Source organism: Kitasatospora sp. NPDC058184, from assembly GCF_042883725.1.
In the GTDB taxonomy this organism is placed as follows: Bacteria; Actinomycetota; Actinomycetes; order Streptomycetales; family Streptomycetaceae; genus Kitasatospora.
Genome location: NZ_JBHVVE010000006.1, coordinates 135,248 through 149,289, shown reverse-complemented (window position 1 = coordinate 149,289; position 14,042 = coordinate 135,248). Strand labels below are relative to the sequence as shown.

Annotated in this window: 11 protein-coding genes; 7 read left to right on the top strand and 4 right to left on the bottom strand. The window is 73.5% G+C overall.

Annotated elements, in window-relative coordinates:
* The first annotated feature begins 40 nt into the window (after window positions 1–40).
* Window positions 41–1,294: a cytochrome P450 gene (locus tag ACFVXH_RS13835; RefSeq protein ID WP_387823068.1), complete on the top strand. Its 1,254-nt coding sequence runs from the start codon at window positions 41–43 to the stop codon at window positions 1,292–1,294.
* A 95-nt stretch (window positions 1,295–1,389) separates the two neighbouring features.
* Window positions 1,390–2,331, top strand: coding sequence for an ATP-binding cassette domain-containing protein (locus tag ACFVXH_RS13830; protein ID WP_117487111.1), 942 nt, complete (start codon window positions 1,390–1,392; stop codon window positions 2,329–2,331).
* 17 nt (window positions 2,332–2,348) lie between these two features.
* Here ACFVXH_RS13830 and ACFVXH_RS13825 read toward each other — a convergent pair whose 3' ends face one another.
* The 3 genes from ACFVXH_RS13825 to ACFVXH_RS13815 all read right to left on the bottom strand — a co-directional run bounded on the left by ACFVXH_RS13825 (window position 2,349) and on the right by ACFVXH_RS13815 (window position 6,379).
* A complete protein-coding gene (locus tag ACFVXH_RS13825) occupies window positions 2,349–3,347 on the bottom strand; it encodes a Gfo/Idh/MocA family protein (protein WP_387823064.1) in 999 nt (332 codons plus the stop codon).
* Window positions 3,348–3,398: 51 nt separating this feature from the next.
* Entirely contained in the window at window positions 3,399–6,035 is a 2,637-nt protein-coding gene (locus ACFVXH_RS13820) for a tetratricopeptide repeat protein (RefSeq protein ID WP_387823061.1), read from the bottom strand.
* A 149-nt stretch (window positions 6,036–6,184) separates the two neighbouring features.
* The gene (locus ACFVXH_RS13815) at window positions 6,185–6,379 is read right to left on the bottom strand and encodes a hypothetical protein (protein WP_074002428.1); all 195 of its coding nucleotides are present in this window, start codon (window positions 6,377–6,379) and stop codon (window positions 6,185–6,187) included.
* 228 nt (window positions 6,380–6,607) lie between these two features.
* On the opposite strand from ACFVXH_RS13815, the gene ACFVXH_RS13810 reads away from it, so the two are divergent.
* Entirely contained in the window at window positions 6,608–6,964 is a 357-nt protein-coding gene (locus ACFVXH_RS13810; protein ID WP_074002427.1) for a hypothetical protein, read from the top strand.
* 142 nt (window positions 6,965–7,106) lie between these two features.
* Window positions 7,107–7,535: a hypothetical protein gene (locus ACFVXH_RS13805; RefSeq protein WP_049649284.1), complete on the top strand. Its 429-nt coding sequence runs from the start codon at window positions 7,107–7,109 to the stop codon at window positions 7,533–7,535.
* A 165-nt stretch (window positions 7,536–7,700) separates the two neighbouring features.
* Here the strand turns inward: ACFVXH_RS13805 and ACFVXH_RS13800 are convergent, their stop codons facing one another.
* Window positions 7,701–9,317 (bottom strand): tannase/feruloyl esterase family alpha/beta hydrolase, encoded by a 1,617-nt coding sequence (locus ACFVXH_RS13800; RefSeq protein ID WP_387823057.1) that lies wholly within the window; start codon window positions 9,315–9,317, stop codon window positions 7,701–7,703.
* A gap of 656 nt (window positions 9,318–9,973) precedes the next feature.
* On the opposite strand from ACFVXH_RS13800, the gene abc-f reads away from it, so the two are divergent.
* From abc-f to ACFVXH_RS13785, 3 genes are all read left to right on the top strand, one after another.
* Complete coding sequence (gene abc-f, locus ACFVXH_RS13795; protein ID WP_049649298.1) at window positions 9,974–11,608, top strand: ribosomal protection-like ABC-F family protein; 1,635 nt, start codon at window positions 9,974–9,976, stop codon at window positions 11,606–11,608.
* Between the two features lie 85 nt (window positions 11,609–11,693).
* Window positions 11,694–13,400 carry an ABC-F family ATP-binding cassette domain-containing protein gene (locus ACFVXH_RS13790; RefSeq protein WP_387823569.1) on the top strand — a complete coding sequence of 569 codons (1,707 nt, stop codon included), beginning with the start codon at window positions 11,694–11,696 and terminating at the stop codon, window positions 13,398–13,400.
* A complete protein-coding gene (locus tag ACFVXH_RS13785; RefSeq protein ID WP_380741129.1) occupies window positions 13,397–13,960 on the top strand; it encodes a CGNR zinc finger domain-containing protein in 564 nt (187 codons plus the stop codon). The genes ACFVXH_RS13790 and ACFVXH_RS13785 overlap by 4 nt, the downstream gene beginning before the upstream one ends.
* Window positions 13,961–14,042: the final 82 nt, after the last annotated feature.

Sequence of the window (14,042 nt, the reverse complement as noted above, 5' to 3'; positions counted from 1 at the left end):
CCGTCCTCCTGACCCGCCCCCGTCACAGAAACGGCCGACCATGCCCCTCCAGCCCCCGACGGTCGACGGAGCCTCCCCGCCCGTCGACCTGGCCACCGTCGACCTCGCCACGATCGACCTCACCGACCCGCACACCTACCTCGACCTCGACGTCCGCGCGATGTGGGCCCGGTTCCGCGCCGAACAGCCCGTCCACCTGCACCCGGCGACCGACCAGGGCCCGCCGTTCTGGGCGGTCTCCCGCCACGCCGACGTACTCGCCGTCTACCGCGACAACAGGCGGTTCACCTCCGAGCGCGGCAACGTGCTCGCCACCCTGCTGCAGGGCGAGGACTCCGCCTCCCGCCGGATGCTCGCCGTCACCGACGGGCCGCGGCACCGGGAGATCCGCAACCTGATGCTCCGGTCCTTCTCGCCCCGGGTGCTGGCCCCGGTGGTGGCCGGCGTGCACGAACGGACCGCCGCGCTGCTCCAGGAGGGCCTGGCCCGCGGCTCCTTCGACTTCGTCACCGACCTCGCCGACCACATCCCGATCAACACCATCGGCGACCTGATGGGCGTCCCGGTCGAGGACCGCGAGCGCCTCGTCCACTGGAACACCCAGACCCTCTCCCGCACCAGCGCCGAGCACACCGCGACCGAGGAGTGGCTGGCCCGCAACGAGATCCTGCTCTACTTCTCCGACCTCGCCGCCAAGCGGCGCAAGCACCCCGGCGACGACGTGATCAGCGCCCTGGCGACCGGCACCGTCGACGGCGAGCCGCTCAGCCAGGAGGAGGTCGTCTTCAACTGCTACAGCCTGATCCTCGGCGGCGACGAGTCCAGCCGGATGTCCTCCATCGGCGCGCTCATCGCCCTCTCCCGGCACCCCGAGCAGTGGCGGGCGCTGAAGGACGGCTCGGTCGGGCTGGAGCCGGCCGTGGAGGAGGTCATGCGCTGGACCACCCCGGCCATGCACTTCGGCCGGCGCGCCCTGACCGACGTCGAACTCGGCGACCGGACGATCCGGGCCGGCGACGTCGTGACGCTCTGGAACAGCTCGGCCAACTTCGACGAGGAGGTCTTCGACCAGCCGAACCGCTTCGACCTGGCCCGCACCCCGAACAAGCACGTCGCCTTCGGCTACGGCCCGCACTTCTGCCTGGGCGCCTTCCTCGGCCGGACCCACGTCGAGGCGATGCTCGCCGCCCTGCGCGGCACCGTCGGCGGGATCGAGCTGCTCGGCGAACCGGTCCGGCTCTACTCCAACTTCGTCCACGGCTACAGCAGCCTCCCCGTCCGCCTCACCGCCTGACCCTCCCCCTCCCTCCCCTCCCCTTCCTCCCCCCTTGCCCCTCCTCCCTTGCCCCTCTTGCCTCGCCCCTCCTCGCCACCGACCGGGAGCCCCACATGGACATGGCCATCCGCGCCGAGGGCCTGCACAAGCGCCACCGGGACGTCGTGGCGATCGCCGACATCCACCTCGGCGTCCGGACCGGCACCGTCCTCGGCCTGCTCGGACCGAACGGCGCCGGCAAGACGACCACCGTGCAGATCCTCACCACCCTCACCACCCCGGACGGCGGCCACGCCGAGGTGGCCGGCTACGACGTCGTCCGCCAACCGCACGAGGTCCGGCGCCGGATCGGACTGGCCGGCCAGTACACCGCCGTGGACGAGGTCCTGACCGGCCGCGAGAACCTCGTCCTGCTCGGCACCCTGCTCCACCTCGGCCGCCGCGAGGCCCGCCGCCGGGCCGACGAACTCCTGGAACGCTTCCGCCTCGCGGACGCCGCCCACCGCCCCGCCCGCGCCTACTCCGGCGGCATGCGCCGCCGCCTCGACCTCGCCAGCTGCCTGATCACCGCGCCCCCGGTGCTCTTCCTCGACGAACCCACCACCGGCCTCGACCCGGTGAGCCGGATGGAACTCTGGGGCCAGGTCCGCGAACTCGTCGACGGCGGCACCACGGTGCTCCTCACCACCCAGTACCTGGAGGAGGCCGACTACCTGGCCGACCAGATCGTGGTCGTCGACTCCGGCCGCGTCATCGCCGACGGCACCCCCGACGAACTGAAGCGCAAGGTCGGCAGCGAATGGCTGGAGCTGACCGTCGCCTCCCCCGCCGACGTCACCCCGGCCCTCGCCGCCCTCCGCCCCGCCCTCACCGCCGAACCCACCGTCGACACCCAGAAGGGCCGGCTCTCCATCCCCCTCGACGACGGCCTCAACGACATCGCCACCGTCGCCGCCGTCCTGCGCCGCGCCGACATCCCCGTCGCCGACTTCACCATGCGCCGCCCCACCCTCGACGACGTCTTCGCCCACCTCACCGGCCACCCCACCCCCTGACCACCCCGCCTCGGGCACTACTCCGCCTCGGGCACCCCCCGGTGGATCTCGCTGATCACCGCCGCCGCCTCGAAGCCGAGCACCGGGCCGGGCCGCCCGGCGAGCAGTCCGGCGTAGAGCGGGCGGTAGTGGGCGACCTTCCGCCCGGTCCTGCCGTCGTTGCCGAAGGCCGCCAGCAACTCGCCGCCCCGGGCGGCGAATCCGGTCATGGCGGTGTGGTCGATCCACACCTCCACCCCGGAGCGGCCGAGCACCAGGCTGCTCTCCTTGCTGCTGGAGCCGGTCAGCCAGCTGCTGCGCAGCCGGGCCGTACCCGCCTCGCCCCGGGAGCGGAACTCCACGACGCACCAGGCACTCGCGCCGCCGTCGGTCTGCCGCAGCGACGTGAGGCCGACGAGGTCGACGAAGCGGGTGAGCATGCTGAGCTGGTTCACCCCCGAGTCCGTCCAGCTGGAGACGTACGAGGCAAAGGCCTCCGGTCCGCGCAGGACGTACGGGTCGTAGAACGCCGAGGTGATGGTCGTGACCGGCCCCCAGTCCGGGTGCGCGGCGATCAGCTCCGCCGCCCAGTCGACCTCCGGGGAGAAGGCGAAGTGGTGTGCGGTGAACACCCGGCCCCGTACGTCGGCCGTCCCGTCCAGCTCGCGCAGCGCGGCGAGGGAGGCGCGGTCGTGGACGAGCGGCTTCTCCACCAGGATCCTGGCCGTACTGCCCAGCAGGGCTTCGGTCACCAGCTCGGCGTGCGTCGGCGTCGGGGTGGCGAGGACCAGCAGGTCCGGCCGGTGCCCGGCGAGCGCGCTGCCCAGGTCGCCGTAGTGCGGCGGCTTCCCGCCCCGGAACACGACCGGCTCCACCACCTTCGGGTCGACCGTGAACTCCAGCTCCACGTCCGGCCGTTCGGCGAGGACGGCGAGGTGGGTCCCGGCGATGACACCGAGCCCCACCAGCCCGACGCGCACCGGGTCCACGTGCGGCGAGTCGGTGTGCTCCGGGTCGGCGTGCTCCTGCTGGGCCATCTTCGCTCTTCCCCTCGTCCGTACCGGCCCCGCCCACCGGGGCCCCACGCCTCATCCTCGCGCGGCGACCTCCGCCCAGCGGCCCAACGACTCGGCCGGCCCGTCCACCCACTCGACCCGCGGGTCGTGCTCCGCGGCCTTCGGGACGCCCTCGAGCCAGCTGGTCACGATCGGGACCCAGTAGGTGTTGCCGCCCGACCTGCGGGTCCGCGCGTCGAGTTCGGCCCGGGTCCGGCGGGCACCGTCCCGGTCGTCGCCGAGCACCCCGATCAGGATCTGGGCCACGTCGGCCAGATTGTGGCCGCCGCGGTAGCCGATGCCGTCGGCGAGCTGCCGCGTGCTCCTGACCGCCTCCACGGCGGCCCCGGCCTCCCCGGCCACCGCGTGCGCGACCGCCTCGGCCGAGCGGATCTTGACCAGTTCGACCGGGTTGGGGACGAGATCGAGCAGGTCCCTCGCCCGGGCCGCCGCGTCCGCGACCGCCGCCGTGTCACCGGCCCAGCAGGCGGTCTGCGCCAGGTTGGCCAGCGCCTTCGCCTCCGCGGCGGCGAGGCCCTCCCGCCGGGCCAGGTCGATCGCCTCGACGTAGACGGCGGTCGCCTCGTCGAAGCGGGCGTTCACCCGCCAGATGTGCCCGATCAGCCGCAGCCGTTCGCCCTCGTCCTCCGGGCCCCGGCTGCGCTGCTCCCGGAGCGAGCCGAGCGCCGTGCCGAAACGCCCGTTGAGGTAGTCGAAGTCGCAGAGCCAGTAGCGGGCCGCCGCGTCGAACTCGCCCTCCAGCAGGCTGCGGTAGATCTCCGCGGCCTCGGTGTAGTCGCCGTGGTTGCGCAGGGCGTGGGCGAGGTGGATGCGCACCAGCTGCGCCGTCGGGCTGCCGAGCCGCACGCCCTCCCCGGCTCCGCCGAGCAGCTCGACCGCCTCCGCCGCACGGCCCGTGCGGCGCAGTTGGACGCCCCGTACGGCGGCGAGCACGGCCCGGTACTCCGGTGTCCCGGCCGGGTCGGTGGCGAGCCCGGCGCCCAGCTCCGCCCACTGGCCCGCCTCGACGAGGCGCTGGGTGGCGCGGGCCATCCAGTCCTCGAAGACCCCGTACGCCGCCGAGAGCTTGAGGCCGGTCTCGAGCGTCTGGGCGATGGCGACCCGTCCGGTGGACGGCCCGACGCGCCGGCCCAGCCAGGTGAGCAGTCGGGCGGCGACCTCGCTGCGGTCCCGGTCGGTCCAGCCGTCCGGGAGCGTCCGGTCGGCCTCGCCGATGGCGTGGCGCAGCGCCGCGTGCAGGGCGTACGGCAGGGCGTAGGCGTCGTCGTGGGTCAGGAACGGCCTGCGCAGGAACCGTGCCACGCTGCCGTTCGAGACGTGGGGCTGCCCGGCGCGCAGCAGTTCCGCCCCGACCCGGTCGATGAGCGCCGCGGTCCGGACGAGGTCGCGCTCCTCCCGGGGCAGGTCGCGGATCGACCGGGTGGCCACCGCGGTGAAGGTGCCGCCGAAGTCCGCCGGCGACGGCCGGCCGCCGCGGGCGAGGAGCGCGGCGAAGTGCGACACCGAGAGGTCCAGGTACAGCGGCAGCCCCTGGCCGCCCGCGATGATGCGCCGGCGGACCTCGGCGGGCATGACCGGCTCGCCGTCCCGGGTGAGCGCCTCGCTGAGGTAGCTGTCGGCGTCGGAGTCCGACAGGTAGCCCACGAGGTGTTGGCGGGGCTCCTCGGTGTCGTTGCTGTAGTGCAGGTTGGGCCAGCACTGCGGGCCGGTGAAGTCCAGCTCGCCGCCCGCACCCGCGTCGGCCCAGTCGACCCGGTTGCGGCCGGTGATCACGAACAGCACGTTCGGCATCAGGTACGCGCACCGCTGGATCAGCCGCTCCACCGTGCGGTCGGCACGGCCGTTGACCACCTCGAAGGTGTCGAGGAACACGCACACGGTGGGCCGCCGGACCGGCCGGCCCCGGGGCGGCAGCCGGTCCAGGTCCCAGGCCAGCAGGTACGGGAAGTAGGAGAGCGTCTCGTAGTCGGCGTCGGCCTCGACCAGTTCGGCGAACAGCTCGCAGTCGGCCAGCAGCCGCCCCTCGCGGACCCGGTCCCGCACGGCGCGGTAGGTGGCGAGGGCCGCCCGGTGCGCCAGTCCGGTCAGACCGCCGAGGCCGGCCGGGTCGAGGTCCTGCACGGTCTGGGCGATCTGGTCTCCGAGGCCGATGCCCCGGGAGGCCCGGCGCAGGGCCGGTGAGGCGTCGAGGAAGTCCTGGAGGGCCTCGCCGGGATGCGCGCGGGCCCAGTACGAGGCGAGCGCCAGGTCGAAGGCCTGCCAGCGGCTGCCCAACTGGCCCAGCCCAGCCCGCAGGCGCAGCAGCAGGCCCTCGATGTCGCAGGCGCCGTCCTCGGCGAGGTCGACGCGGACGGCCACCACGTCGTCGCGCCCCTCGGCGGTCGCGGCCGCGAGCAGCCTGCGCTCCAGCTCGTGGGAGAGCGTCGACTTGCCTATCCCGCCGACCCCGTAGAGCGTCAGGACGTTCCGGCGCCCCTGTGCCCGGTCCACGACCGGCGACACCTCGGCCTCCTCCAGCGTCCGCCCCAGGCGCTCCACCGACCGCTCGAAGGCGGCCACCTCGTCGACCCGGTTGGTGAAGACCTGTTGCGCCGTCACGGTCGACGACAGCCCGCTCATGAACGCGGCCCGCAGGTTCACCCGTGCCATCCCGCCTCCTCCTCCGCGGCGCCCCGGGAGGAGACACGTCCGCATCGGCCCGGGTACGCGACCTGAGATACTGTCAGCTCCCCGCGAGGTCCCACAAGGCGCCACCGGCGCGTCGGTCTGCGGGAAGTCGGGGCTTCGGGGCTGCGGAGCTACGGGGCCAGGTCGACGGCCAGGCAGTTGTAGAAGGTCCAGGAGCGCTCGGGGTCGTGGGCGGTGTTCGCCGCGCTGCCCGGGCCGGTTGCCGCCTCCTCGGTCATGTCCTCGAAGCGGATGCGCTCGGGAAGGGTTCCGTAGCGTGCGTGCCGCGCTTCGGCGGCGGGATCGACTGCGGGCCGCTCGGCCATGGCCACTCTCCTCGTCGGCGATCGCGGGCGGCTTTCAGGGTGCATTCCGCACAGTCACCTGTCAAGGCGGTGACGAGAACGCGCCTATCGCTCCCGCCTGCGCGCGCTTGGCCGATTCTGCCCTCGCGGCGCTTTGTTGAAGATGCAATGATCTTCCCTCGAGCCGGAACCGCCCGACGAGCCACCGGCCGATCCGGCAGTTCCCTCCCACCCGAGAAGGCGGATCGCATGTTCACACCCGAGACGAAACTCCGCGGCCCAGCCGTCGCCGCAGCCCTGGCCGCGACCCTGGTCGGGCTCGGCGCCGGGACGGCCGACGCCGCGGGCTGGCCACCCCTGCAGCCGGGCGCGCGCCTCTACTCCTCCACCTACGGGCAGGGGTTCGCCACCACCGTCGACCTCACCGACCTCGGCACCTGCCACACCCTGTGGCCCGGCGCCCGCTCGGTGCAGATCGCCAACGGGGGCACCACGCTGGCGCTGTACGCCGAGGCCGACTGCAACGGCCCCGGGTGGCTCAGCGGAACGCTGGCCCAGGCCAACCTCCCGCGGACCGCCCTGAGCTACCGGGTCCTCCAGGCGTAACACCTCCCGGCGCGGCGCCCGCCTCCTCGGGCGCCGCGCCCACGCATGTCCTGATGTCGTCACCCCTTTGACAGGTGACGCAGGCGCGTGGAAACCTGTCGTCACCGGCTGGAGCAGTTACTTACCGATGAGGACACCCACCATGGCAGTCGTACGCTTCCATCTCGTCTCCACGCTCGGCACGGAGGACGTCCTGGCGGTGCTGACCGACTTCGGCCCCTCCCGCGCCGAGGCCTGGCCGACGATCGACGCCGAACACTTCGAGGTCCACGCGCTCGGCGACACCTGGGCCGAGGTCACCGAGGGAACCGCCGCCGCCTGGGAGCGCGCCCGCTACGAGTGGGAACCGGGCGGCCGCACCGTCACCGTCACCACCCTCGACTCCAAGCTCTTCGGCCCGGGCGGCGGTTGGGTCTTCCGGATGACCCCCGAGGGCGACGGAACCCGGGTCGACGTCCAGCTGACGCGGCAGCCGAGCACCCTCAAGGGCAGGATGCTCGCCGCGCTGCTCCCCGTCGCCGCTCCGCCGGCCCTGCGCAAGTCCTTCGCGGGGCCGCTGCGGGTCCGGTGATCCACCGCACGGACTGATCCACTCCCGAAAGGGGCCGACAGCACCCGCTGTCGGCCCCTTCGCCATCCCCCGCCCGCCCCCGCACGACGTGCGAAGGCCCGGCCCGCGCCGTCGGGCGCGGGCCGGGCCGGGGCGGCACCGCAGGGGATCAGTGCCGGGCAGGGATCAGTGCCGGGAGGGGAGGACGCAGCGGAAGCTGGAGGCGGCGGCCGGGTCGCCGTGGCCCCGGTAGCGGGACACCTCGGGGTAGCGGCACAGGTCGCGGTCGACGCTCCGCCCGGTGGCGTCGAGCAGCGTGGCGGGCAGCGTCTGCGGCGCCTTGCCCTGCTCGACCCAGGCCGTCAGGGCGGCGAGGTCGTCGGTCGTGCCGCCGCCCTTGTTGAGGCCGCAGTGGGCCGTGCCCGGGGCGAGGAAGAGGCGGTAGAAGTCGTCGACCCGCTTGCCGCCGCCCATCGTCCGCTCGACCTGCCGGCGGTAGTCGACGGTGCCCTGGGCGGGGATGAACTGGTCGGCCTGGCCGTGCCAGGTCAGGAGTTTGCCGCCGGCGTCGCGGAAGGCGGACAGGTCGGGGTCGTCGGTGCCGATGATCCGGCCGTACTCGGTCCGCGACTGCTCGAACAGCCGGGTGAACTGGTCGTAGGTGATCGTCGAGACGTCGAACGAGGGCTGCTTCTTCAGCCAGTTCGTGACCCAGAGCCGGGGCACCGGGAACGGCGCGCCCCGCACCTGGCCGTCCGCGTCGGGCGCGGTGGTGCCGGCCAGCCCCGCCAGGTCGGCACCGACCGGGACGCCGGACCAGAGCCTGCGGCCCGTGGCGGTGCGCGGACCGTCCCAGATCTTGCGGACGACGGCGGCGTCGGCGGCCGTGATGGTCAGCTCCTTCCCGTCGCAGACCACCGTGGTGCCGATCAGCCGGCGCGGGTCGAAGTCGCACCGCGACGCGTCGTTGACCAGCTTGTCCTCGGCGCCGTCGAGCGGGTCGCAGGCAGCGACGGCGGCGTCCGTGAAGGCCTTGAACGCGCAGGCGGACGGGTAGGTCTTCTCGTTGTTCATGACCACCTGCGGCCACAGGGTGGCGACTTCGAACTCGTCCCAGCTGACGGCGGGCGCGTTGGCGAGGATGCCGTCGAAGTCGTCGGGGTAGCGCTGGGCCTCCAGGTAACCCTGGCGCCCGCCGGTGGAGCACCCGTTGAAGTAGGAGTAGGAGGCCGGGCTGCCGAAGTGCGCGGCGACCACCTGCTTGCCGACGATCGCCGCCTCGTGCTGGGAGCGGGACGCGAGGTTGTTCAGCAGCGCGGTGTCGACCTCGCCCTTCGCGTTCAGCGCCCAGTCGGCGTCCACGGCATCGGCGAGCCCGCCGTCGGTGGTGGTCGCGGCGTAGCCGTTCTTGACCGCGGTGCCCATCCCGACGCCGTTGTCCCCGGCGGCGAAGGCGCTTCCGCCGAGCGCCTGGAAGCGGCCGTTCCAGCCGCTGACGGGCAGCCAGGTTCGCACCCTCGCATGGTCGTTGTCGCCCGGGTGGGTCAGGGTGACGGTCACCTCGCAGAAGGCGGGGACACCGGTGACCGTGCCGCCCACCACCCCGGTTCCGTCTATGGTCCCGCCCTCCCGGCGGGCCGCCGTCACGGACTCCACCGCCGTACCGGCGGGGGCCCGCACGGCCGGCGCCGAACAGCCGGACGGCGCGGGCAGGGAGCCGTACGGGGTCTCCGCCACTGCCGCCGGCAGGTGCACCGCGGCCAGCGCCGCGCCGGTCGCGAGCACGATCAGGAATCTCTTCATGGGTATCCGTCCAGGGGAAAGGTGGGCGTGCGCCCGGCCGCGAAGGAGCGTGTGCGGGGCGGCCGGGCAGGGCTGGTCGAAGGACAAGGTGTTTCCGGTCGAGGTGGTGACGATCCGACCGGTGACGGCTGCGGGCCGACGCCCCTCGGGCAGTCGCCGCAGATGGCGGTGATCAGCCGAGATTTGACTCAAGAAGTCGGCGCGCAGGGGCGGCTCTCCCGCGTGCGCCGGGTCGAGCCGCTCTCATGTACGTCACCGGTTCAGCCGGTGATGATGCTGGCACGGTCGCGCCCAGCCTGTCAACGAGACGGCGAAGGGGCCCCGGCGGCACCGGCCGGTGCGGGAGCCTGAGCGAAAGGAGCCGTGGCAGAGGGCAGTTGCCGGCCGCCGCCCGCTGGGCGCGCACATATCCGCTGCCGGCTGTCGGCGGTGCCTGCTACAGTCGCAGCGACCTGTAGTCGTGTGATCGAGGAGTGGCAGACGTGGCGGGTGACGACGACATCTCCGGGTGAGATCCGGATCTGACGGCCACCGGCCGGTGCTTCAGGAGCGCCGCCGAGGTGGTCCGTTTCGTCGCACCCCTTCTCCGCACGTCTGCCCAGGGCAGAGGTCTACCTTCCTGCCCTCATCCCTTCGAGGTCATCCCCATGTCCAACGTGTCCAACGCCGCCGTCGTCTGCTCGAACCTCTCCTTCGCCTGGCCCGACGACACCCCGGTCTTCCAGGACCTGTCCTTCACCGTGCCCGCGGGCCGGACGGGCCTGGTCGCCCCCAACGGCGCCGGCAAGAGCACCCTGCTCAAGCTGATCGCCGGCGATCTCAAGCCCGCCACCGGCTCGGTGTCGGTCACCGGGCGGCTCGGCTACCTCCGCCAGAGCCTGCCCCTGACCTCCGACCTCACCGTCGCCGAGGTGCTCGACGTCGCCGCGGTCATCCGGGCCATCGACGCCGTGGAGTCCGGGGACGTCGACGAACGGCACTTCACCACCATCGGCGACGACTGGGACATCGAGGAGCGCACCCGCGCCCAGCTCGACCGCCTCGGCCTGACCGACCTCACCCTGGACCGCGGCCTGAGCACGCTCAGCGGCGGCCAGATCGTCTCCCTCGGCCTCGCCGCCCAGCTGCTCAAGCGCCCCGACGTGCTGCTGCTCGACGAGCCGACCAACAACCTCGACGCGGAGGCCCGGCACAAGCTCTACGACGTGCTGGGGGAATTCAACGGCTGCCTGCTGCTGGTCAGCCACGACCGCGCTCTGCTCGACCGGATGCAGCACATCGCCGAGCTCGGCAACGGCGAACTGCGCTTCTACGGGGGTGACTTCACCGCGTACGAGGAGGCCGTCCGGGCCGAGCAGGAGGTCGCCGAGAAGAACGTCCGCAACGCCGAGCAGGAGCTGAAGCGGGAGAAACGGGAGATGCAGCAGGCCCGCGAACGCGCCGAGCGCCGTCAGAGCAACGCCGCCCGCAACCTCAAGAGCGCCGGCCTGCCCCGCATCTTCGCCGGGAACATGAAGCGCGGCGCCCAGGAGTCCGCAGGCCGGGCCGGCCAGATGCACGCGGCCCGGGTCGGCGAGGCCAAGGCCCGGCTGGACGAGGCCGGGCGCGCCCTGCGCGAGGAGCAGCGGCTCTCACTGGAGCTGCCCGACACCCAGGTGCCCGCCGGGCGCAACCTCTTCCTCGGCGAGGGCCTGCAGGTCCACCACGCCGGCCGCCCGGTGTTCGCCGACGGCGGCGTCGACCTGAGCGTCCGCGGCCCCGAGCGCATCGCGCTGACCGGGCCCAACGGCGCGGGCAAGAGCACCCTGCTGCGCCTGGTCACCGGCGAACTCACCCCGGACAGCGGGGAGATCAAGCGCAACGACGGGCGAATCGCCTACCTCTCGCAGCGCCTTGACCTGCTGGACCTCGACCGCACCGTGGCGGAGAACTTCGCCGCGTTCGCCCCGGAGCGGCCCGAGACGGAGCGGATGAACCTGCTCGCCCGCTTCCTGTTCCGCGGCGCCCGCGCCCATCTGCCGGTCGGGGTGCTCTCCGGCGGCGAGCGGCTGCGCGCCACCCTGGCCTGCGTGCTGTGCGCGGAGCCGGCCCCGCAGCTGCTGCTGCTCGACGAGCCGACCAACAACCTCGACCTGGTCAGCGCCGGGCAGTTGGAGAGCGCGCTGAACTCGTACCAGGGCGCCTTCCTGGTGGTCAGTCACGACGAGCGCTTCCTCGCCGAGATCGGGGTGAACCGCTGGCTCCGGCTGGCCGACGGCACGCTGCGGGAGACGGGGGCGCCCGCGGTGTGACCCGCCGCCGTGTGACGCGGCCCGCCCGAGGCTCGGTGTCCGGGCGGGCCCACCCCCTCACGTCGGAAGGTTTCCCGTGTTCCCCCTGCCCCAGAACGCCCTGCTCGCCCATGACCTCGTCCGCGTCCTCGGCGGTCGTCGCGTCCTCGACGGCGTCGGCCTGACCGCCGCCCCCGGCCACCGGATCGGCCTGATCGGGGAGAACGGCGCCGGCAAGTCCACCCTGCTGCGGGTGCTCGCCGGCGTGGACGAACCCGACGCGGGAAGCGTCTCCCGCCCCGATGACCTCGGCTTCCTGCACCAGGAGATGCCCTTCGACCCCGCCGCGACCGTCGCCGCCGTCCTGGACGACGCGCTGCGCGAGGCCCGCGAGGACCTGCTGGAACTGGACCGGCTCGGCGCGGAGATCGCCCGGCTCCCGGAGTCCGACCCCGGCCACCCGGAACTCCTGGACGCCTACGGCAGGCGGCTGGAACAGGCCCGGTACCGGGAGTCCTGGGACGCCGACCGCCGTGCCGCCCTGGTCCTCGACGGGCTGGGCCTCGGCTCGCCGGCCCTCGGCCCGCTCGGGCACGACCGCACGCTCGGCTCGCTGTCCGGCGGGCAGCGCGGCCGGCTGGCCCTCGCGGCGCTGCTGGTCCGACGGCCGTCCGCGCTGCTGCTGGACGAGCCGACCAACCACCTCGACGACGGCGCCGCCGCCTTCCTGGAGGAGCAGGTCCGCGCACTGCCCGGCACCGTGGTCGTCGCCGCCCACGACCGGGCGTTCCTCGACGCCGTCTGCACCCACCTGATCGACCTCGACCCGGCGGTGGACGGACCGGTCCGCTACGGCGGCAACTACAGTGCCTACCTGGGCGAGCGGCGCGCCGAGCGGGACCGCTGGGAGCGGCGATTCGCCGAGGAGCAGCAGGAGTTGACGCAGCTGCGCCACGCGGCCGGCGTGACCGCGCACCTGGTCGCACCGGACCGGGGGCCGCGCGACAACGAGAAGATGGGCTACGGCCACCGGGCGGGCCGGGTGCAGAACCAGGTCTCCCGACGGGTGCGCAACGCCGCCCGCCGACTGGAGGAGCTGGAGCGCGCGCAGGTCCCCGAACCGCCACGCCCGCTGCGGTTCGCCGTCGCGGCCCTGGCGGCGGACACCCACACGCCGTCCGACACCGGTGAGGGCCTCCGGCCCCTGGTGTCGCTCCGGGACCTCCGGGTGCCCGGCCGGCTCGCGCTCGAAAGCCTGGACGTCGCCCCGGACGACCGGCTGCTGGTCACGGGCGGCAACGGGACGGGCAAGTCGACGCTGCTCGCCGTACTCGCCGGCCACCTCACGGCCGAGGGCACGGTGCACCGGCACCCCGGACTGACGGTCGGACTGCTCACCCAGGACACCGAGTTCGACCGGCCCGACCGCACCGTCCGCGACACCTACGAGCAGGCGCTGGGCGCGGCGCGCGCCGAGCGGGTGCCGCTGGGATCGCTCGGCCTGCTGCACGCGGCGGACCTGGACAAACCCGTCGGCCGGCTGTCCGTCGGGCAGCGCCGCCGGCTCGCACTGGCGCTCCTGGTGGCCGAACCGCCCCGGCTGCTGCTGCTCGACGAACCCACCAACCACCTCTCCCCGCGCCTCTGCGACGAACTGGAGGAGGCCTTCGGCACCGGTCCCGGCGCGATCGTCCTCGCGAGCCACGACCGCTGGCTGCGCCGACGCTGGCAGGGCCGCGAGCTGCGGCTCGACCCGGCGGGCGCCACCCGTCATTGCCCCCCGGCACAGTCACCTGCCAGCATGGTGATGTGAACCTTGACCATGTCTTCGTCTGCGGGCACCCCGCCCTGGACTTCGCCGCTACGCTCCGTGCACGGCGCACGGTCCGGTTCGAGATGTTCGTGACGCCGGAGCGCCTGAACGCCTGGTACCTGGACTGCGGCCTGGTGGACACGATCACTCCCGGTGACGAGCAGGACGTCCGCGAGGCGACCACCGTCCGCGAGGCCGTCTACCGGCTGATCACCAACCGCCGGCTCGGCGAGCCCTTCGACCGCGAGGCACTCGCCGTACTCAACGGCGCCGCGCGCAAACCGCCCGTGACACCGCAGCTCACCCTGACCGGACGGCACAACGAGGCGACCCCCGAGCAGGCGCTGGCAACCGTCGCGCGCCAGGCGGTCGAACTCCTCAGCGGCCCGGACGTCCCCCTGCTGAAGGAGTGCGGCAACCCGGAGTGCACCCGGGTCTACATCGACCGCTCCCGGGGCATGCGCCGCCAGTGGTGCGGCATGGACTCCTGCGGCAACAAGATCAAGGCCGCCGCCTACCGCGCCCGGAAGAAGACCCCGTCCGCCACGACCGCCCGATAGCCCCCTCCGGCCACGGCCCCGCAGCGCGGGCCGTGGCCGTTCGGCGTCGAACGCGCTCGGCGGGGCTGTCCGACCGGTCAGG

Coding starts and splice junctions, on each gene's coding strand:
- ACFVXH_RS13835 (WP_387823068.1), top strand. CDS start 41: ATGCCCCTCCAGCCCCCGACGGTCGACGGAGCCTCCCCGCCCGTCGAC.
- ACFVXH_RS13830 (WP_117487111.1), top strand. CDS start 1,390: ATGGACATGGCCATCCGCGCCGAGGGCCTGCACAAGCGCCACCGGGAC.
- ACFVXH_RS13825 (WP_387823064.1), bottom strand. CDS start 3,347: ATGGCCCAGCAGGAGCACGCCGACCCGGAGCACACCGACTCGCCGCAC.
- ACFVXH_RS13820 (WP_387823061.1), bottom strand. CDS start 6,035: ATGGCACGGGTGAACCTGCGGGCCGCGTTCATGAGCGGGCTGTCGTCG.
- ACFVXH_RS13815 (WP_074002428.1), bottom strand. CDS start 6,379: ATGGCCGAGCGGCCCGCAGTCGATCCCGCCGCCGAAGCGCGGCACGCA.
- ACFVXH_RS13810 (WP_074002427.1), top strand. CDS start 6,608: ATGTTCACACCCGAGACGAAACTCCGCGGCCCAGCCGTCGCCGCAGCC.
- ACFVXH_RS13805 (WP_049649284.1), top strand. CDS start 7,107: ATGGCAGTCGTACGCTTCCATCTCGTCTCCACGCTCGGCACGGAGGAC.
- ACFVXH_RS13800 (WP_387823057.1), bottom strand. CDS start 9,317: ATGAAGAGATTCCTGATCGTGCTCGCGACCGGCGCGGCGCTGGCCGCG.